The organism is Enterobacter sp. Cy-643 (genome assembly GCF_011752815.1).
GTDB lineage: Bacteria > Pseudomonadota > Gammaproteobacteria > Enterobacterales > Enterobacteriaceae > Cedecea.
On record NZ_VWWV01000001.1, the window covers coordinates 986,239 to 1,006,538 of the forward strand.

At 55.4% G+C, this 20,300-nt stretch carries 16 protein-coding genes; 4 read left to right on the forward strand and 12 right to left on the reverse strand.

Annotated features, from left to right (window positions below; genetic code table 11):
* Positions 1–66: 66 nt before the first annotated feature.
* Positions 67–318, forward strand: coding sequence for a GlsB/YeaQ/YmgE family stress response membrane protein (locus tag F3J29_RS04610; protein WP_016536859.1), 252 nt, complete (start codon positions 67–69; stop codon positions 316–318).
* A 64-nt stretch (positions 319–382) separates the two neighbouring features.
* Here the strand turns inward: F3J29_RS04610 and F3J29_RS04615 are convergent, their stop codons facing one another.
* The 9 genes from F3J29_RS04615 to F3J29_RS04655 all read right to left on the reverse strand — a co-directional run bounded on the left by F3J29_RS04615 (position 383) and on the right by F3J29_RS04655 (position 13,260).
* On the reverse strand, positions 383–2,560 hold the full coding sequence (locus F3J29_RS04615; protein WP_166863382.1) for a TonB-dependent siderophore receptor: 2,178 nt from the start codon (positions 2,558–2,560) through the stop codon (positions 383–385).
* A gap of 241 nt (positions 2,561–2,801) precedes the next feature.
* Positions 2,802–4,559: an alpha,alpha-trehalase TreA gene (treA, locus tag F3J29_RS04620; protein ID WP_166864950.1), complete on the reverse strand. Its 1,758-nt coding sequence runs from the start codon at positions 4,557–4,559 to the stop codon at positions 2,802–2,804.
* A 202-nt stretch (positions 4,560–4,761) separates the two neighbouring features.
* A complete protein-coding gene (locus tag F3J29_RS04625; protein WP_166863384.1) occupies positions 4,762–6,162 on the reverse strand; it encodes a DUF6384 family protein in 1,401 nt (466 codons plus the stop codon).
* Positions 6,162–7,622 (reverse strand): coiled-coil domain-containing protein, encoded by a 1,461-nt coding sequence (locus F3J29_RS04630; RefSeq protein WP_166863386.1) that lies wholly within the window; start codon positions 7,620–7,622, stop codon positions 6,162–6,164. The genes F3J29_RS04625 and F3J29_RS04630 overlap by 1 nt, the downstream gene beginning before the upstream one ends.
* 54 nt (positions 7,623–7,676) lie before the next feature.
* Positions 7,677–8,837, reverse strand: coding sequence for a merozoite surface protein 3b (locus F3J29_RS04635; protein WP_286175149.1), 1,161 nt, complete (start codon positions 8,835–8,837; stop codon positions 7,677–7,679).
* Between the two features lie 64 nt (positions 8,838–8,901).
* Positions 8,902–10,284: a serine/threonine protein kinase gene (locus tag F3J29_RS04640; protein WP_166863388.1), complete on the reverse strand. Its 1,383-nt coding sequence runs from the start codon at positions 10,282–10,284 to the stop codon at positions 8,902–8,904.
* 38 nt (positions 10,285–10,322) lie between these two features.
* The gene (locus F3J29_RS04645; RefSeq protein WP_166863390.1) at positions 10,323–11,282 is read right to left on the reverse strand and encodes a hypothetical protein; all 960 of its coding nucleotides are present in this window, start codon (positions 11,280–11,282) and stop codon (positions 10,323–10,325) included.
* A gap of 120 nt (positions 11,283–11,402) precedes the next feature.
* Positions 11,403–11,897, reverse strand: a complete 495-nt coding sequence (locus tag F3J29_RS04650; RefSeq protein WP_166863392.1) for an SH3 domain-containing protein — start codon at positions 11,895–11,897, stop codon at positions 11,403–11,405.
* 484 nt (positions 11,898–12,381) lie between these two features.
* Positions 12,382–13,260, reverse strand: coding sequence for a helix-turn-helix transcriptional regulator (locus tag F3J29_RS04655; protein WP_502706546.1), 879 nt, complete (start codon positions 13,258–13,260; stop codon positions 12,382–12,384).
* A gap of 108 nt (positions 13,261–13,368) precedes the next feature.
* Here F3J29_RS04655 and F3J29_RS04660 point away from each other — a divergent pair, with 108 nt between their 5' ends.
* On the forward strand, positions 13,369–14,790 hold the full coding sequence (locus F3J29_RS04660; protein ID WP_166863394.1) for an MFS transporter: 1,422 nt from the start codon (positions 13,369–13,371) through the stop codon (positions 14,788–14,790).
* Here the strand turns inward: F3J29_RS04660 and F3J29_RS04665 are convergent.
* On the reverse strand, positions 14,754–15,524 hold the full coding sequence (locus F3J29_RS04665) for a helix-turn-helix domain-containing protein (protein WP_166863396.1): 771 nt from the start codon (positions 15,522–15,524) through the stop codon (positions 14,754–14,756). The genes F3J29_RS04660 and F3J29_RS04665 overlap by 37 nt on opposite strands.
* A 96-nt stretch (positions 15,525–15,620) precedes the next feature.
* Here F3J29_RS04665 and F3J29_RS04670 point away from each other — a divergent pair, with 96 nt between their 5' ends.
* Together F3J29_RS04670 and mqo are read left to right on the forward strand one after the other, a co-directional pair.
* The gene (locus tag F3J29_RS04670; protein WP_166863398.1) at positions 15,621–16,181 is read left to right on the forward strand and encodes an NADPH-dependent FMN reductase; all 561 of its coding nucleotides are present in this window, start codon (positions 15,621–15,623) and stop codon (positions 16,179–16,181) included.
* Positions 16,182–16,482: 301 nt separating this feature from the next.
* Positions 16,483–18,141: a malate dehydrogenase (quinone) gene (mqo, locus tag F3J29_RS04675; RefSeq protein ID WP_205246635.1), complete on the forward strand. Its 1,659-nt coding sequence runs from the start codon at positions 16,483–16,485 to the stop codon at positions 18,139–18,141.
* 86 nt (positions 18,142–18,227) lie between these two features.
* Here mqo and gap read toward each other — a convergent pair whose 3' ends face one another.
* Together gap and F3J29_RS04685 are read right to left on the reverse strand one after the other, a co-directional pair.
* Positions 18,228–19,238 carry a type I glyceraldehyde-3-phosphate dehydrogenase gene (gap, locus tag F3J29_RS04680; RefSeq protein ID WP_166863400.1) on the reverse strand — a complete coding sequence of 337 codons (1,011 nt, stop codon included), beginning with the start codon at positions 19,236–19,238 and terminating at the stop codon, positions 18,228–18,230.
* 78 nt (positions 19,239–19,316) lie between these two features.
* Entirely contained in the window at positions 19,317–20,297 is a 981-nt protein-coding gene (locus tag F3J29_RS04685; RefSeq protein WP_166863402.1) for a GlxA family transcriptional regulator, read from the reverse strand.
* Positions 20,298–20,300 lie beyond the last annotated feature (3 nt).

A 20,300-nucleotide genomic window follows, 5' to 3' on the forward strand; every position in this document is an offset into this window, starting at 1 on the left:
TACCGGGGCGCAGACAGCCTCGGGCGAGCCTGCTAAAGCTCACAATGTAGAAGAGGACGTTCTAAAATGGGTATCCTGGCCTGGATTATTTTTGGTCTTATCGCGGGTGTGGTCGCTAAGTTGATTATGCCTGGCAAAGACGGCGGCGGTATTATCCTCACCTGTATTCTGGGGATCGTGGGCGCGGTTGTCGGCGGCTGGGTGGCGACGGCATTGCACCTTGGCGGACCGGTAACCGGTTTTAACTGGCCAAGTTTCTTTGTGGCGGTGATTGGCGCCATTATTGTGCTGGCTATTTTCAGGATGGTACGACGGTAGAAAGTCATTTATTACAAAAAACGGCCCTGCGGGGCCGTTTTTACATTTAGCTTTTATGACGAGATTAAAAATCATATCCCACTGTTGCAATCACTGAACGTTCTGCGCCCCAATAGCAATAGCCCGTCCCGTAGCAGCCCGCCACATAGTCACGCCCGGTCAGGTTGGTGGCATTGAGCTGCACAAACGCGCCTTTCAGCGCCGGTGTCCATGCGCCCATGTCTGCACGAACCATGGCATCCAGCAGTGTTACGGAAGGGACACGCAGGGTATTTTCGTTGTCGGCCCATTGTTTGCCGATGTAGCGAATCCCTGCGCCCAGGCTGAGGCCATAATCGGCTTTAAACGTGCTCCACAGGCTCGCCATTTGATTTGGCGTGACGTACGGCGTGTTGCCGTTGTTACCGTCAATGGCATCTTTGTAGCGTACCCGATTGCGGGTGTAGCTGGCGATTGTCGACAGACGTGTCGTCAACTGAGTACGAGCCTCCAGCTCAAGTCCCTGGGAATGCACTTTGCCTGCCGGCTCAAAATAACCACCCTGAACGTTACGGTTGCCCACATCTTTTTGGGTCAAATCGTAAACGGCGGCGCTATACAGATCGCTGGTTCCCGCAGGCTGGTATTTTACGCCAGCTTCGTACTGTTCTGCGGTTGTCGGTTTCAGCAGCTTGCCTTCGGCATCGGAAAGTACCTGTGGCGTGACGGCCTGGCTATAGCTTACATACGGAGAAATACCGTTATCAAAGGCGTAAAGCAGGGAAGCGCGGCCGCTAAAATGATTGTCCGTGCGATTATCCGTTACGTCGCTCTCGATAGCCGTCGCCACCAGATGGCTTTTAGTCACCAGATGATCGTAGCGGCCAGACAGCGTCATATGCCAGCGGTCCCACTTCATCTCATCCTGCAGATAAGCCCCGGTTTGTTCGTACTGACGGCGGCCCGCTTTCACCAGCAACCCCTGATTAATTGTCGCGTAGCTTAAGTCACGCGGATCGTAATAATAGTAACCGCCAACGCCGCCAGAAACGCCGGTCCATGGGTTCAGGTTGGTGGTGTAGCCCGTTCCGTCCGTCAGATCGTTGGTGAAACGGTGATATTCCCCGCCGAGCACCACTTTATGCTGCAGGTCACCGGTCGCGAAGTCGGCTTCCAGCTGATTGTCGATCGCCCAGGCATCCAGCGAAGAGTTTTCGCGGCTGTAGTAGCGCGACAGTTCGTTATGTGCGGTATCCGCCCAACCAATTTGATAGGCCTGGCGTAGCGCTACGTTTGAGTGGGTATAGCTGGCGTTTGAACGGAATGACCAGACATCGTCGAAGGCGTGAGCAAACTCGTAGCTGTAGATCTGCTGGTGGCGCTTAAAGGCGTCATCCCCGGGCTGTACGTCTGAGAACCCGGTATCCAGCTTGCGTCCCGTGGTGGTGTAAAGGCTGCCGTCGCCCGGAACGGAACCGTGATAACCGCCGGACGGATCTTTTTCCAGGTAAGCTCTCAGCACCAGTGACGTTGCATCGTCCGGCTGCCACAGCAGAGAAGGCGAAATGGCGTAGCGCTCGTCGCGCGTGTTGTCATACTGGGTATCGCTATTTTTGGTCAGGCCGGTGATACGAAAGGCCCACTGGTCATTGATCGCGTTGGTGTAATCAAACGCCGTGCCGTTGGTGTTGTGGTTGCCGTATATCGCCCGCACGTGGCCTTCTTCAACAAACTGCGGGCGTTTCGACGTTTCCATTACCAGGCCGCCCGGCACGGTCTGGCCGTAAAGTGCGGAAGACGGGCCTTTGATGACGTCAAGGCGTTCCAGGAACCAGGGATCGACCTGGACTACGTTAAAGCTGCCGGCGTCGCTCATCAGGCGGAGGCCATCAAGGAAGATGTTATTTACATCGCCGCCGTGGAAACCCCGTAATGCGACGGTATCGTAGCGGGTTGCGCCGCCGGAGAATCCGGTAAACACGCCCGGGGTATAGTTCAGCGCGCTGTTAATGGTTTGCGCGCCCTGGTCCTCCATTTGCTGACGGGTCACGACGGAAATGCTTTGCCCGGTGGTAATCAGCGGCTCGTCGGTTTTGGTCGCGCCACGGGTTGTGGTGGCGGTGTAACCTATTGTTGGTGAGGTTGCGGTGTCAGCAGGTTTGGCGGTCACAACCAGTGTTTCTTCAGCCGATGAAGAAAAAGGGGCGATGAGCGCCAGCGCGCAGAGTAAAGCGGAGCGCTTTACGGTAAGATCCTTTATCATTTTTTTGTCCGGAAGTATTGAGATCATCATCCTGATGGAAGTCCTCCGCCGGCATGCGACGGGAAAACGCGGTTTTTAAATGCGGCTTCGAATGAGAATTGTTATCGTTATTATTATCAAGTGCAAGGCGTGTGAAGTTTTTTAATGCATGAAAGCCCATGAAATAGCTGATGATTTCATGGGCTTATTGTTTTAAATGAAATGATTAAGCGGCAATAACGCCGTGGTCAGCGCGGTCAGGTTACGGCGCTGGCTTGCTCGGGGCAGGTGAGATCTCCGTTTTATCTGCGGCAGGTTTGGCCGCTTCCGTTACCGGGCCGGGCGTGGCCGAAGGCAGCTTATCTGGCGCATTGTCGCAGGGTTTTTCTTTTGCACAGAGCATATCCAGCATTTTCAGCGCGACGCCGTTAGTCCAGCCGAAGCCATCCTGAAGCGGATATTCGCCGCCGCCGCCGCCCGTACCTCCGGTGGTCACATCGTATTTTTCAACCAGCTTTTGCTCTTTGTTGTAGAGGTTCTGCACCGTGCTCAGGAAGCGGAAGCTGACTTCCAGCGCGAGATCTTTATGCCCGTAATTTTGCAGACCTTCGGTGGCCACCCACTGCAGCGGTGCCCAGCCGTTGGGGGCATCCCATTGCTGGCCGGTTTTTACGCTGGTCGTGGCCAGCCCACCCGCGCTGAGCAAATGCTGACGGGTGGCTTTCGCCATTTTGTCCGCTCTGTCCTGCGCCGCCGCATGAACATAGAGCGGGAACAGGGCGGCGGCGGTTAGCTGGTTTCGAACCGTGTGGCTTTTCAGATCGTAATCCGCATACCAGCCTTCTTTGGCGTTCCACAGGTTTTGCTCAATTGCTTTCTGTCGGTCGTCCGCGGCTTGCTTATAGTGCGCCGCCGCGGCATTGTCTTTTGCCAGCTCGCTGGCGTGAGCCAATGTTTTTTCAAGCTGATAGAGCAGCGCATTAAGGTCCACGGGCACAATGCTTGTGGTACGGATGGTGCCTAGCTGGGCCGGATTATCCATCCAGCGGGAGCTGAAGTCCCAGCCGGAGGCGGCGGCAGCCCGCAGGTCACGATAAATATCCGTGGCCGCACGCGACGGGGTATTTTTCGCGGTGGATACGTCGTCCAGGTAAGACTCGGTTCGCGGCGTGTCTTTTTCATCCCAGTAACGGTTGAGCAGGGCGCCATTTTTGAGTTTCACCACGCGGGCATGAGCTTCACCCGGTTTAAGGGCGTCACTGCCCTCCATCCACCAGCTATATTCCTGCTTCAGCTGTGGCAAATAGGTGGTGTAAACGCTATCGCCTTTATTCTGCGCCAGCAGTTCCACCATCATGGCGAAAAACGGCGGCTGCGAACGGCCCAGGTAATAGCTGCGGTTCCCGTTGGGGATGTAGCCCCAGGTATCTATTTCGTGGGCGAAGTTGTCCACCATATTTTGTACGTCATCCCAGCGTCCACTCTCCGCCAGCCCCAGTAGGGTGAAATAACTGTCCCAATAGTAAAGCTCCTGGAAGCGCCCGCCGGGTACAACGTAAGGTTTTGGCAACGAAAGAAGCGGGTCCCATTTGCCGTCGCTGTTAGCGGTACGGGTCAGTTCTGGCCAGAGTCCGTTGATGTGCTCCCGCAGGCTTTGCCCTTCCGGCGGCACAGACTTTTTCTCTTCCCTGGGCAGGATAAAGTTCACATCAACAAAATGGCGTAAGTCGAACCCCGAGAGTCGGCGCTGCATACGATAATCGGCAAGGATCATCAGCGGATCGCCCTTGGGCAAGGCATCTGCAAAGGTTTTCTGGTCGGGGAACAGTTTCGCGGTCTGGACATCAATAAACAAAGGCCCAAAAAGTTCGTCGGGCGATTGAGGCTCCGGCGGACGCGGGGATTCGGTTTCCTGGGCTGCAAATGAAGCAAGCGGCGCGAGGCCAAATACGGCACCGGCAGCGGCCATTTGGGCCGCAAAGTAAAGTGCATAGGGCCGGCGCAAAACGGGTTTTATCATCATTCCTTCTCCATCGACGGGACGCAACACGCTACGTTGCGATCAACTCCCTGAAAACCTTAGTTGAATTTTCCGAATTTCGAGCGTCGTTGCAGATAAAAAGAGAAAAACCGGATTATTTACCCCAAAAAAAGCCCCGCACAGCGGGGCTGAAGATGTTTGCAATATTCGCTGCCTGAAAAATTCAGGCTTGGCTTTATCATTACCAGCTCAAAATTCGCCCATTCATGACCGGCCGCTGATAGCGAATATTAAGCTGGTTGGCAGGCTTGTTGCCCACAATGTAGTTATCGATATGCCCATCGTCCTGTTTATCTTTCTTAAGCTTCTCGTATTCGGCCTGGGAGATTCGAATTCCGAAGGTGGTTGTCTTGCGCTCCCGCCCGGTTTCACTGTCTTTGATCCAGACTGCCTGCTGCACGCCGCGACTGTTGATCGCCTCGGCGATCAGATACCAGCTGCGGCCGCCTGATTCATCGTAAGTTCGCTCCACGCCTGATTTTTCACCAATGCGATCCACGACGATGAAAGTTAAAGGCTCCACAATGTAGGCGTACATTTCATCCAGGCGGTTAAGGGACGCTATCCACTCCGTAGGCACCACGACATTCATATCTTCGTTTTCGGCCTGGATACGTGCCTGCCCGGCGATAAAATCGCTGACCGTTTTCCTGTCTTGACTGGACAGGGGAAGCCCGAGAAGTTTATTTTTCTTTTCTTCGAAGAGCGCTGCTCGCTCAGCCCGCTTTTTCTGCTGCTCAATGACGGGGCTGAGTTCTGCAACGGCGGCTTCCATCGTTGGGCTATTCTCAAGAATAGCCCGTTTAGCTGCCTCGAATTTGGCCGCAAGGTCAGCGGATTGGGCCAGCAAAGCGGGGAACTGTGGATCAGTGGTAATTTTCTGCAGTGAGCCGTCAGCCCGAAGCAGGCGGGGAACATCGTCGATTAGGCTACTGGCGTTTTGCAGGAGATCTCTTTGCCTGTCGTTCAGCGCTATCAGTGCCTGCAACTGCGCCTCACGCTGTTCGCGGGCATCCGCTATGGCCAGCGTTTGTGGCTGCTGGCGCGCAAACTGAGCCAACATGCCGTTTACTTTATCTTCGACGTCGGCTAAAGGCCTGGTGGCCCAGACAAGTGCCGCCTTATTGGCAACATCCAGCGTGCCTTTTATATAGTCGGCAATGCCCGTCAGGTCGTGGCTTCTGTTTATTTGCACTGCGATGTTACTGTTCAACGCTTCCTGCTGACGATGGGAATCATAAATACGATACCCCGTAAACAGCATGATGCACAGTAGCAGAACACTTAGACCCTTCAACCACTTAGGGCTTGTCAGATACAGGCTCGTGCCAATCCTTTGACTGAGGGTTAACGCCGGGGACTGGTAGCTCAAACGGTGCGTGAACCAGGTTTTCACACCTTCTTCAATCAACTCGTCATTCACGGCCATGCCCGACTGCTGGTAGTAATCGCGTATGCGCTGGCTGATTTTCTGCCGCAGCAGCGGCAAGTCTAAATGCTCGTCAACGGCAATTTGTTGGGCATGGAGCGCATCGATGATAGCCATCGCCCCCAACTGATCGCTCAGTTTTATCTTATCCATCAGAAACTGTCCGTTGTCCGGTAGCTGCCACCACCCGTTGAAGAGGAAGAGCTAAAACCGCCTCCGGATGATGTGCCGCTGGAACTGCTGCTCCCGCCGGAAGAAGCGCTAAATCCTCCCCCAGACGATGTTCTGCCGGCGCTTGTGCCAGAGGATGAACGAGATGTCCATCCCGAGCCGGAAGAGGAACGGCGGCGGCTGCCAGCGTTGTTATAGCTGCTGGCCGGGGCTGGTCTGGGACGTTTACGGGAAGCGGCAGAGATTTTCGCCAAAATTTCTCTCAGGCCTTGTTCGCCGTTCATATAGCGTCTGATCTGTTTTTCCTCGCTATCGAACAGTCCCCATTTAAACTCAAGATCGTCATTATTAAGGCCATTCCGATGGAAGGCGCTTTCCAGCGCTTCCGCCAGGCCGAGGTCTTTCCGGGCATTTTCCCGATCGGTTTGAATGGCGGCAATACGCCCGGTGAGACTTGCCTCCTGCGGAATCAGCGTGCGTATTCTCTCAAGCATAATATCGTCATCAGGCGAGGCGGTTCGCGCCACCAGTTCGCTGAGTTTTTGCTGAGGCAGACGGGACATCTGTTCAGACAGCTGTCGCATAATTCGCTGAAAATTCTCACCTTCTCCGCTGGCAAAGGCCTCTATTTTTAACTGCAGCTGGCTAACTTTTTGCTGACTTACGGTCAGGTTGGCTTCCAGTGCCTCAAGCCGTTGATACAGCTCGGGCAAACCGATGTCCTTTTCGACCCGGCTGACAAAGCCTTTGAACAGCTCATCCCTCGCCTTAGCTTGCTGCTCCAGCGCCTGCAGTTTGGTTTCGGATGCTTTTTGCAGAGCAAAAAGCATCCGGTAATTGGCAGCGTTTTCGTTAAAGCGGCACAGTCCGGCAATCCAGTTGTCGAGATTACGCCGAAGGCGCCATGCGCGATATTTTTCGGTGGCGTAGCCTTTGTCCAGCAGGTAATTGAACAGTTTTTGCTGGCCGTAAACGGCCGTTTTCTCCGCAACTTCAGCCTCAAGTTCAGCGTGAAGCACGGTTTGTTTTTCAAGTTCAGTGGCGAAATTTTCTTTGTCCACCCGCGCCTGTTCTGCCAGCGGATCTGCGGCAAGCTGCGAGTCGCGTTCAGCTTCATGCTGGTCAATTTGTTCATCCAGTGCCACGAGAGCTCGCTGGCGCTGTTGAAAACGCTGTTCTTCAGCCGCCAGCTGTTGACGGGTAAGGTCAATTTCTTTGTTGAGCTGCAGCAGCAGAGTCTGAATGTTCTGCTCATCGACATGCACGGATGACGATTCCTGCAACAGCACCGTCGCCATTTTTTGATAAAGAGAGGCGATCTGTTGCTGCAAAGAGAGCTGCTGCCCGCGCAGCTCTGCCACGGAGGCTTCTACCGATGAGAGTTGCAGGCGCTGGGTCGCCGTGTTTTGTGCCAGCGCCCGTGCCAGTTTATAGGCTTCCATTTAACACAAGTTCTCCGTAAATCGCCCCGGTATATCGTTGTTTAAATCCCGACATTAGCGAGTCAATTCTGCTTTATTGACAATACTGGTAAAACGGCGTTTACCGTCTTCTACTACCGCCGCCAGCGCTTCGGCATTTTTCGTGGCTTCGCCGCGCAACTCTTCAATCATCTTGTAGCTGGACTCCTGGAAACTGACGATAGCATTCACTAATGAACGTACCGATTCGGCTTTGATCGTTGAACCGTAGCCTGCTCTTAGTCCGGCCTCCAGCTGTTTGGTGCCGTTGGCAGCAATGGTGTTAAGCCCGTCATTGATGCCAGCCTTCATCGCTTCCAGCGTTTTGGTACTTTCGTCGAGCCCCTGAAGTGAGGTCATTGAGGCTGAAAGCGCGGTGAAGACGATTTCGTTCGTAGCAAAGAAAGTCACGCCCTGGCGGTAAACGCGCTCTTTAATGGCGTTAGTTTGCTGCAGCCGTGCGAACACCGCCTCCGCCGCGTTGTAGGCAATCAGCAGGTTGTCAGTAAGATCTTTAACAATTTGATAGCGTTCATCTTCTTTTTGCAAAGTGCGCAGGGCCTCATCCCGGGTCAACTCCCGGCGTGAACGCTCAGCGCTGTCAACGACATCGCTACTGTCAGTGGCGGTCTGTGCACTTTGTAGGGCTTGTCGGCACTGGTCTATACGTTGTTCTGCCAGAGTCATAAGCGCCAGGGCATCCACATGGGCCTCTTTCAACCCAAAGCGGAAATCCTGATAGGCGTCGAGAATGACTTTCTCGCGGGAAATTTGTTCATCGGAGGCTTTGGCCACCTCGATCCAGGTTTTTTTGATGGCGTTGAAGCGATCCGGAATGGAGCCGCGACGAAGAGTCATCCAGCCGGATTTAATCCGCTCTATCAGGTCCAGCTTGCCGTCGTCCAGCCAGTCAACCATTTGGGTTGCATCCTGGCGGATAGAGTCGAAAGCGGCGACGATTTTTGTCTGGCGATTGGCAACGTCCATGCTTGAGATATTGTCGCGAACAACGGCGTTGAAGGCGCTTTGCTGCTGCAGCGTCCTGCCTATGGCCGTCACTCGGTCGGTATCCAGGTCCATAATCGCATCCAGCAGCACCAGGACCGGCGTTTCGGCTTCTGGGGCGGGCATGATGCCCAGCTTCTGTAACTTTTGTATGGCCCGGGTGGTATAGCTGGCTACGGCAGATGTCATCATTGCTTCCTTTATTGATGTCAAAATATTTCAGCCAGCACTATACCCTGATGTTTTGCCTCTGTAATCACCCCTGCGGGTTCACCAGCCATGTACCGGAATTCGCTATCACAATAGTTTGCTTACGGGGCGTTTCGCCCCCGCTTAGCGCCAGCAAGTATTTTCCTGCCGGGAGCTGAAGTGAGGCAAAACCGTTGGCGGCGGGCGCCAGCTTCTGCGTTTTACCGTTGATCGCCAGCTGCTCGCCGTCGTTCATCCGGATATATACCCGGGCAAGCGTGCTTTCAGCCGCTGCGGCTGCCGGGGGCGCACCTACCTGCGCCGGGCTTTGATTAGCAGCAAGCGGCGTGGGGGCCGGGTCCGGCGTACTTACGGCAGGATTTCCCCGGCCAAAAAGTACCGCGCCCACAATCAGGCCCGCAACGACGCCCGCGCCAATCTGCAGGGCAGGTTGATAGCGCTTCCAGAGCGGCCGCGTCGCCGCGTTGTCAGGCTCTTCTACCGGCACCAGCGCGGTACCCGTTTTTTTATTACCGACAGGCTCACACACGTCGCCTGGCTGGATGTTCAGCAGAACGGCAAAATCGTCAATAGACTGGGGGCGGTCTTCCGGCTTTAGCGCCAGCGCTTTATCAACCGCTTGCAGTAAATTGAGGGAATAGCCCTCGGGCTGGGTTTCTGCCAGCCTGATACAGCTGTCCTGAATGCTGCGAGCGACGCTGGCAGGCGGCGCATGGCCGGTAATGAGCGTATACAGCACGGCGCCGACGGCATAGATATCGGTCCACGGCCCCAGCTGGCTTGCCAGGTCTCCGGTGTACTGCTCCAGCGGCGCAAAGCCTGGGTGGAGCAGGGTATTGCCTTCATCCAGCGAGCCCTGGCCCCGCCGCGGCGCGCCGGTATTGAGCAGGATAGGCAGCCCGTTATCCTGAATTTGAATGCTCTTCAGCGACAGATTGCGGTGCAGGTGCTCCGCTGCGTGAAGCGTTGCCAGCGCGCCGCAAAGCATTGGCAGCATCCGGCGGATCCACGTTTCATCTATCAGCGACGGCTGCTGCTTTTGCAGTTCATCCAGCGTAATGCCGCTATAAAATAGCGTCACCACGTAAGCGGTATTATTGTCGCTCCAGATGCGCAGCACCTGGGGCAAATTGGGGTGATTAAAGTGCGCCAGCTGACGCGCTTCTTGCATAAAGCTGTTCAGGCCGGTGGTGTAGACCAGGTGATCGCGTTCGCTATGGAGCACCAGCTCCATCACGTCATTGCGCATCACGTAAGCTTTAGGCATGTATTCACGAATAGCCACCAGGCGCTCGAGCTGATGATCCCACGCCCGGTAAAGAATACTGGTCATGCTGGCGTCGACGGCTTCCTGAATTTCAAATTCGTCAAAGCGGTAGCCAGGCGGCAGAGCGTTCGGCACTTTTGGAATAAAATCGTTATCTATCATGATGTTCTCTGCGCGTAGTCATGCAACATGCGGCGTATTTATTTTTGGGCTCGCCAGGCACCGGCGGCCGGGTCACGCAGCTGCGGGTGCAGGGACTCGACCAGCAACAGCGTAATGGCCGTCCCCGGCGTCACCCAGCCGGACCAGAGCTTGCGTACCTCATTGAGCCGGGTCTGGAGACGTTGTTCATCCAGCGCCATATCGCGAGATACCTCCACGGCAACGGTACCGCTGGCTTTCCAGCCGTTGATTTCAGGGTGGTAAGGCAAAATAAGCCAACTTTGCGGGGCCTGTTCACTGCTGACGACCATACGCTCATTGTTCACGCTGGTGATAAGCAGGCTGTCGGCGTCCGCTGAGGGATTCAGTCCGCTGACCGGGAAACCGTGGACAAACGTCATCATAATGCGCTTTTCACCGCCGGTGCCGCGCTGAACCACTTCGCTGGTGCCGTTCAGCCAGCCGCCTTTTTCACATTTGCCATTCTCTTTACCCGGAATAAACAGGGAGCTGCTGGAGGCGTCGCCCTGCCAGAATGTGCGCAAGTGGCAGCCATCCTGTAAGGTAAATTCCAGCCACGGCGTGCGGTCGAGAGGCGTGGAAAGATCTTCCGGGCGCTCATTGCGGGTGGCGACCGAAGAGAGCGGGGACTCGATAGTGACTTCCCAGTCGTTGGTTTTGGTGGCAGAGCCGCGCGCGAGAGGAGCGCCTTCAGGATCTTCCAGCTGCCAGTTAACTCGTGCAATCTCGCTGCACTGGCTTTCCAGCAGCGCGCCCAGGCGGGGCATGAATGTTTTTAGAATAAGGGGATTCTTATCCCCGTTTGCCACAATGCGTACCGGCAGGTCACTTCCGCACCAGCTTTGCGGGGCATTGCTTTTGATGTTGTCTATCCACACGTCCAGCTTTTGGGACGGCGATTGAACGATGCGGTAGTTCCCTGCCCAGACGGTAGTGGATGCCAGCAGCAACGCCATACCCGAAAGCCAGAGTTTCATAAAAATCCTTGTTAGCCTGTGTGTAAAGAGAGGGTAACGTTAACGCCTGCACAGGTTGCCGGGTAAATCGTTGCTGCTCTCATGCCAAAATCTTTGGTTAGAAAACCCCCGAAGGGGGTGTTAATTAATGATCCACGTTCCGTTATCGGCGTTCTGGCAGGCTTTGCTTTTATTATCTACCGCAACGCAGGTGGATTTTTTGGCCGCGCGGCGAGGGCGAGGCCGGTCTTTTTTCAGCGTCTGGTTATACAGTTCGCTTTTTACCAGCGCCCTTAGCGGCACATAGCCCAGCAGTTCCTGTTTATCCTGTTCGGCGATAGCGAACCAGTGGTTTTCTACCTCGCCTAACACCGTATAGCTTTGGCCGTTTTCAAGCTGGGCCAGCACTTTGCCACCAAAATCGGGTTTGCTCATGATAGAGCCCGGGTAAAGTGCCCGATAGTCTGCGTCAACAGGTGTAAATTCTTTTGGTACTTCAACGATATAGCGGTGAGTCAGGGTGACGCCGTTTACCGTGCTGGTCACAATGGTATCGTCGGTCATCTTCGGCGGCGGCGCTTTACAGCCGACAACCGTGGTGACAACAAGAAGGACTAACAGGCTTCGCAATTTCATTGAGACGTTCCCTGAGAAAAAGGTTAAAACCCAACCGCCGCGGGAGCAAGGAGCGCCGCACAGGAAGATTTTCCACGACGTGAGATACGCCCACGCAAAACGGCACGGCGGCTTGAGTATCTCGCCGGCGCAAGGAATTCGCGTGGTTTCAGCATAGTAGCGTGATTTTACATAGCCCTGTTAACAATTCAATGGTGTTATAACAGTGGAATAACCTATTACGTACATGAAGGTTTGACGCCAGGTTAGCGCAGCAAAAAATTGGCCTGATGTAAATGTAATCGGCTGGCGACTTAAAAGGAATGAAAAGTAGAGAAATGGTGCTAATTTTTTGAATTTATTTGATAAATTCAGGATTTTTGCTGCGGCGTTATTTTTATTCTGTGGTCAATGCGAATCGTCTTATGGGGTTTCCCTGAGGTTATTCTTAAAACAATAAAAAACATCGGACCGCGTGAAGGCTGCCCGATGTGAAGGCAGGGGGTCAGGCTCCGCTCGATTGAGAAAAGAGCCGCAGGGCTCGCTCACCTGTTTCATCGATCGGCAGGTAAACCAGCAGTCTTGAGCCGTCTCTCGGCGCGGAGTACCAGTTGACCTGTTGCATACCGAAGGTGCCGATCTGCGGATGCGTGTACTGTTTTATGTGGTTTTCGATATTGCGGATTTCATAGCGCTGCTCCCAGAGCGCTTTAAACGCGGGGGAAGCGGCGAAAAACGATTCCAGTAGCGTTTCCCAGCGCGGGTCGCCGCGATGCTCGGTGATCCCGGCGCGGAACCAGCCCACAAATTTAGGCAGCACATCTTCGTTACAGTCTACCCGGCTGCGCCAGGTCTCATTGGTCAGATACTGATAAATGCAGTTGCGATGCTCCGGCGGTTCATTGTCAAGATCGACCCCCATCAGCTGGCAAAAATGTGCGTTGTAGCCGAGGATGTCGAAGTTCGGCTTCTGGATGCTGGCGGGGTTGGGCATCAGGGCGTCCAGCATCCGGCGGGCGGCGGGACTGAGCCCCTCGCACTGCGCGGCGGCGGGCGCTTCGGACGGGGGCAGGCCAGCCAGAATAAACAAATGACGGGTTTCCGCCGGAGAGCACTGCAGCGCGCTGGCGATTGCCGTCATAGCGCTTGAGGAGGGATTCACTTCGCGCCCCTGCTCCAGCCAGGTATACCAGGTCACGCCGATGTCAGCCAGTAGCGCTACTTCTTCGCGGCGAAGACCGGGCGTACGGCGACGCCCGCTGCGCGGTAACCCCAGCCGCTGCGGATCCAGGCTTTCACGCCGGGTGCGTAAAAACAACGCCAGCATTTTACGGCTGTCGTCCAGCGGGCCATGACGCAGTTCAGTCTGAGTGATGAGCATCACAAATACTCCAGAATAGTAGTGCCAGTACCAGTATAAGCAAGAACTGGTACCCGGTTAAATGTTCAGGGATCCTACGTCGGTATCCCGAACTATGCAATGGAGTCCCTGATGAATAATTCGCCTGTTTCACCCGGCCGTGCGGGCCTGGTGCTGCTGTTGACGGGCCAGATGCTGCCGTTAATCGACACATCTATCACCAACGTGGCGCTGGACTCGATCACTCAGTCCCTCGGCACCACGCCAACCCAGCTTGAACTTATTGTGGCACTCTACGGCGTCGCCTTTGCCGTCAGCCTGGCGGTGGGTAGCAAGCTGGGGGATAACCACGGCCGCCGCAGAACGCTGCTCTGGGGCGTAGCCCTGTTCGGTGTCGCTTCTTTCCTGTGTGGGATCTCCGGCTCGGTCACCGAGCTGTTGGCGGCTCGTACCCTGCAAGGCGTCGGGGCTGCGCTGATCGTGCCGCAGATCCTTGCCACGCTGCACGTGACGCTCAAAGGCACCGCCCACGCCCGCGCCATCAGTCTGTATGGTGGCATTGGCGGGATTGCTTTTATTATCGGTCAAATGGGCGGCGGCTGGCTGGTGTCGGCGGATATTGCCGGCCTGGGCTGGCGAAACGCGTTCTTTATTAACGTACCAATCTGCCTGTTGGTGCTGGTACTGAGCCGGTTTTATATTCCTGAAACGCGCAGCGAAAGCCATTCGCGCATTGACTGGCAGGGGACCGTCACGCTCGCGCTGGTGCTGTGTTGCCTGCTTTTCCCGATGGCGCTGGGGCCAGAGCTACACTGGCCGTGGCCGATGCAGCTGATGTTAGTAGCCACGCTGCCGCTCGGCTATCTGATGCGTGTTGGGGCGCTTAACCAGCAGCAACGTGGGCTTCAGCCGCTGCTGCCGCCCAGGCTGCTGAAACTGGGCAGCATAAGGTTTGGTCTGCTAATTGCGCTGCTGTTCTTTACCTGCTGGTCGGGCTTTATGTTCTGCATGGCGCTGACGCTACAGTCGGGCATGGGAATGGCGCCGTGGCAGTCCGGAAACAGCTTTATTGCCATGGGTATTTCGTATTTTGTCTCAGCGTGGTTTGCGCCGCGGCTTATCGTGCGCCATTCGCTAAGTACCATTTTGCTGAGCGGGATTGCTATCCAGGTGGTCGGTCTGCTTGGGCTGATATTTACGCTCTGGCATTTTGGTACCCACGCAGGCCCGCTGGCGATAGCCCCGTCGACGCTGGTGGTGGGCTACGGCCAGGCGCTGATTGTGAACAGCTTCTACCGCATCGGAATGCGCGATATCGACCTGAACGATGCCGGGGCGGCAAGCGCCATATTGAGTACCCTGCAGCAGTCTGCGCTGGGGCTCGGCCCGGCGGTGCTCGGGGCATTGTTCCTGCATCTGCAGCGCCAGAGTGGGGATTATTCTGTGGCGATGATCGGTTTCCTGGCGGCTGAAATAGTGATGATGCTGGTGCTTGCGGTCGCCGCCGTGAACCGCCGTCAGCTTTTGTCCGGCGCGAAAGTCTCCTTAAGATAACGCCCCGGCGGCTGGCCGATAATTCGGGTAAAAGCAGTGGTAAAGCTGCTGGCGCTTTGATAGCCCATATCATAGGCCACCTGAGTTATCGGCTCGCCGTTAACCAATTGTTCCACCGAACTGATAATCCTCATCCTTTCCCGCCAGCGAGTAAAACTCATCCCGATTTCACTTTCGAAGAGGCGGCCTAATGTTCTGGGGCTGATGAAGGCGACAGCAGCCAGCTGCACCAGCGTTTTGCTACAGCCCGGATCCTCCCGCAGCAGGCTGGTGATTAACCTCAGCCGCTTATCTTTACCTTCGGGCACAAACAGATCGGTTTTCAAAACTTGTTTCAGTAACTGGAAGTGCAGCAGTTGTGCAATGAGGTCAAGCTGTGCGCCCGAATCGACGCTGTGTTGAATCGCTAAGGCTTCTTTGGCCAGTTCCGTGAGTAGGTTTGAGGCAACGATAAGCGAGCTGTTTACCGGCAATTGCAGCTCAAATCCTTGCCTGAAACGTAGATTGATCAGCCGCGAACGCTCGGTGTAAAGCGCCCGGTGTAGCTGGCCCGGCGGCACCCAAACGCCGTTACCGGGCGTAGCCAGCCACCAGCCCGTCTCGGTTTGCAGTCGGAGGGTCCCTTCCAGCGTGACGCTTAACTGACCGTGCAGATGACGATGAAACGTCACGTCGTCACCCCGGCGATGCGCCATGTCGGAAGCCGCGATAGCCGCGGATAGAGCGTCTGGCATGTTGGCACTCCTGCGAATGTTTTTGGCGGATTGGCGAAAGAATTATCTCATTCTTTTGCTGATAATGCCTGCATCGAAATATAAGAGGAGAAAAAGATGAAAACATTACGCTTTGTGGGTATCGCCGGCAGCTTACGGGTAGATTCGGCCTCCCGCGCGTTACTGGACAGCATTGGCGACATGCTGCCGGAAGAGAGCCATTTTAGTGTGCTTGATATTGGCGCCATGGAACACTATTGCCAGGATCTGGAAAAAGGGGAATTACCTGAACCGGTGGTGAGCGCCCGTCGGCTGGTGGCTGAGGCCGATGCGGTGATCATTACGGTACCAGAATACAATCACGGCATGCCCGGCGTACTCAAGAATGCGCTCGACTGGCTGTCGCGGCCGGTCAGAGCCAGCTGTATGCTGGGAAAATATGTCTTTTTCGTTTCGCAGTCTACCGGCGCGCTTGGCGGCGTCAGGGCGCAATATCAGCTGCGGGAAACGCTGGCTTCGATGCTGTGCCATATGGTGCCGTTGCCGGAGCTGGCGGTCAGCTTTGCGAATCAGAAATTAGAGAACGGGCGTTTAATTGATTCCGCCACGGTGGCGTCTATTCGCACCCAGCTTGCCGTCTTTATTAAGGCGGTAGAGCAGAATAGCACAAACCGTTAACGACGGATTTATCGCCTTTTATGGCAACGAAATAAGGATAAAATCCATACATGTGTGTGGATTTTTTTTGCCAATAACATCCCGATAACTAAGCGGATTACCGCTAATAATACCCGGAATACAGGATGTATTATTCGGCGGTGTTATTTTTATAATATTTGATTTTATTTGGTTTTTTTAATTAAAAAAATCATTGGCATTAATTGTATGGATTAATCAGGATGTGAATGAGATTTTAAAATATCGTAAAAGTGGGTTAACATAGATGTACTTCATTCACCTGCGATGCAATAGAATTATTATGCCTGCAATGAAAAAGACAATTATTTCTCTGACAACACTGGCGTTATTCGTCAGCTCTGCTAGCTACGCTAACGCGGATTCCACGCAAAAAACAGATTTCCTGCTGATTGGCGGCGGTATTATGAGCGCCTCACTCGGCACGTGGCTCCAGGAGCTGCAGCCGGACTGGAAACAGGTCATGGTTGAGAAACTTGACGGCGTGGCGCTTGAGTCCTCTAACGGCTGGAATAACGCCGGTACCGGGCACTCGGCAAATATGGAACTGAACTATACGCCGGAGCGCCCGGACGGTTCTATTGATGTCAGCAAAGCGCTGGAAATTAACGAACAGTTTATGATTTCCCGCCAGTTCTGGTCCGCACAAATTCAGCGCGGTATTTTGAACGACCCGCATTCGTTTATTAATTCCACGCCGCACATGAGTTTTGTCTGGGGTGATAAAAACGTTGAATATCTGACCAAGCGCTATGACGCATTGCAGAAAACCACGCTTTTCCAGGGCATGAAATTCTCCACTAACCACGAGCAAATTAAACAGTGGGCTCCGCTGGTGATGGAAGGGCGCGACCCGAATCAAAAAGTGGCGGCTACCTGGACGCCAGTGGGAACCGACGTTAACTACGGTGAAATTACCCGCCAGCTGATCGGCAGCCTGAAAAAAAGCCCTAATTTCTCCCTGCAAACCTCTTCTGAAGTCACCGACTTCAAACGCAACGGCGATAATTCCTGGCACGTTACCATCAAAGACGTGACCAGCGGCAAAGAGCACGCCATCGACGCGAAATATGTCTTTATCGGGGCAGGCGGCGGCGCGCTGAAACTGCTGCAGGAAACCGGTATTCCGGAATCGAAAAACTACGCCGGTTTCCCGGTGGGCGGCTCCTTCCTGATGACCGAAAACCCGGCGGTCACCAGCCAGCATCTTGAAAAAGTGTACGGTCAGGCCTCCGTGGGTGCGCCACCGATGTCCGTGCCGCACATTGATGCCCGCTTTATCGACGGCAAGCGCGTAGTGCTGTTTGGGCCGTTCGCGACCTTCTCTACCAAGTTCCTGAAAAACGGCTCTTTCTTTGATCTGCTGAGCACGACTACTACCAGCAACTTTATGCCGATGACCGACGTAGGTCTGGATAACTTTGACCTGGTGAAATACCTGATTGGTCAGGTGATGCTGAGTGATGAAGATCGCTTTGAAGCGCTGAAAGAGTACTACCCGCAGGCGCGTAAAGAAGACTGGAAACTGATTCAGGCCGGCCAGCGCGTGCAGATCATCAAAAAAGATGAGAACAAAGGCGGCGTGCTGAAGCTCGGTACCGAAGTGGTTGTTGACCAGCAGAAAACCATTTCTGCTCTGCTGGGCGCATCCCCAGGCGCGTCTACTGCGGCACCGATTACGCTGAACGTGCTGAAGCAGATGTTCCCGCAGCAGTTCAACTCGCCTGAATGGCAGAGTAAGATCCGCGCCGTTGTGCCAAGCTACGGCCAGGAGATGAACGGCAACGCGGCGCTGACGCAGAAAGTGTGGGATGACACCGCGGCCACGCTGCAGCTGACCAAACCGCCGGTCATTCAAATGAACGACCAGAGCGCAACCCCGGTAGCAAAACCAGCCGAAGCGAAAGCGGACGCGGCTACCCAGCACGACATGGCGCTGTAAGTTAACGCCTCAGCCAGCCTCTGTTACGACAGAGGCAATGATAAAAAAAGCCAGCCGCAAGGCTGGCTTTTCTATTTCAGCTGCCGTTACAGGCCGCGTTTATCCATCAGCAGGGCAAGGTCAACCAGGCGGTTAGAGAAGCCCCATTCGTTGTCGTACCAGGCCAGAATTTTCACCAGGTTACCGCCAATCACCAGGGTAGAAAGCCCGTCAATAATGGAAGAACGCGGGTCGCCCTGATAATCGCTGGAGACCAGAGGCTCATCGCTGTAGCCCAGAATATCTTTTAGCGGGCCAGCTTCAGCGGCCTTGCGGAACGCCGCGTTCACTTCTTCCGCCGTGACATCGCGTTTTAGCGTCACGGTTAAATCGACGATAGACACCACCGGTACCGGCACGCGCAGGGAGTAGCCGGTCAGGCGACCGTCAAGTTCGGGGATAACCTTGCCGAGGGCTTTAGCCGCGCCGCTGGAATACGGCACAATCGATAGCGCTGCCGCACGTGCGCCGCGCAAATCTTTTTCCGGCTGGTCGTGCAGCGCCTGGCTGTTGGTGTAGGCGTGAGTGGTGTTCATCAGGCCGTGTTCAATGCCGAATGCCTGATGCAGCACCTGCGCGGCAGGGGCCAGGCCGTTAGTGGTACAGCTGCCGTTGCTGACCACGAAGTGTTTCTGCGGATCGTAGCTTTCGTGGTTCACGCCCAGCACGATAGTCAGATCGTCGTCTTTGCCAGGGGCCGAAATGATGACGCGTTTTGCCCCGCCGTGGGTGATGTGAACTTCAGCTTTTTCGCGGCTGGTGAAAAAGCCGGTGGCCTCGATAACGACATCTACGCCGACGTCACGCCATGGGATCTGCGCCGGATCTCTTTCGCTGAAAACGCGAACCGGCTTGCCGTCTACGTGGAGCAGCCCTTCGGAGGCCTGCACCGGCGCGGGCAGTTTGCCCATCAGCGAGTCGTGTTTTAACAGGTGAGCAAGGGTTTTGCTGTCCGTCAGATCGTTGATGGCCACGATCTCAATATTGGGGTTACCCAGGGCAGCGCGCAGGACATTACGTCCGATTCTGCCAAAACCATTAATCCCGACCTTAACCATGATTCACTCCTTCTCTTGAATGTCTGGTTTCAGAGTAGGCGCAGAGTGAAATGGCGTAAATGACAAAAAAGGATCAATTCATGCCAACTTCCTGCAGTGGAAGCGTTCGCGGTATTCCCCCGGCGTGAGGTGAAGCTGGCGCTCAAAGACGCGGCGCAGGTTGATGGCGGTGCCAAAGCCCGAGGCGCAGGCGACCCGCTCCAGGGTGTCGTTCGACTGCTCAAGATGATGGCGGGCGGCGGCCAGCCGGGCTTCTTCCACATAGCGGGCGGGCGTGACGCCGGTTTCCCGGGTAAAGACGCGGGTAAAATTGCGTGGGCTCATGGCGACCCGTTCCGCCAGCTTTTCTACCGACAAATCGTCCGCCAGGTTATCCAGCAGCCAGTCCTGGAGTTGGCTTATCGGCCCGGTATTGGCCGCCTGGCGCAGATGATAGCGGCTAAACTGCAGCTGGCCGCCGGGGCGGTGGAGGTACATCACCAGATCCTGGGCTACATCCCGCGCGAGGGTGAAGCCATAATCCGCCTCAACCAACGCCAGGGTAAGATCAAAGCCGGAGCTGACGCCGCCGGAGGTCCACACCGGGCCGTCCTGAATATACAAAGGGCCGCCTTCCACTTTGATCTGTGGCCAGCGGGCCTGCATCTCTTCCAGCATTCGCCAGTGGGTGGTTGCCCGGCGGCCATCCAGCAGCCCGGCGCGGGCCAGCAGCATGGCGCCGCCGCACACGGAGGCAATGCGTTGGGTATTTGGCGCGGCGCGGCATAGCCAGTCGACCACCGCGCTGCCTTCAGGCTCGCTCTGGCCTTTCCCGGTTATCATGATGGTGTCGCGGGGCTCATTGGGGTCGAGGTCGGCCAGCCTGTGGTCAGCCAGCAGGTTCAGGCCGGACATGCCGTGTACGACGTGATGAGGCTGAGTGGTGGCGATACTGATGCGGTAGCGAGATTCGCTCAAGGCGTCCGCATGCAGGCGGTTAGCCTGCATCAGAATATCGGCGATACCGGCGGCTTCGAACAGCATGCCGCCGTCAGGGACAATTATCAGGATCGTTTTCATGTC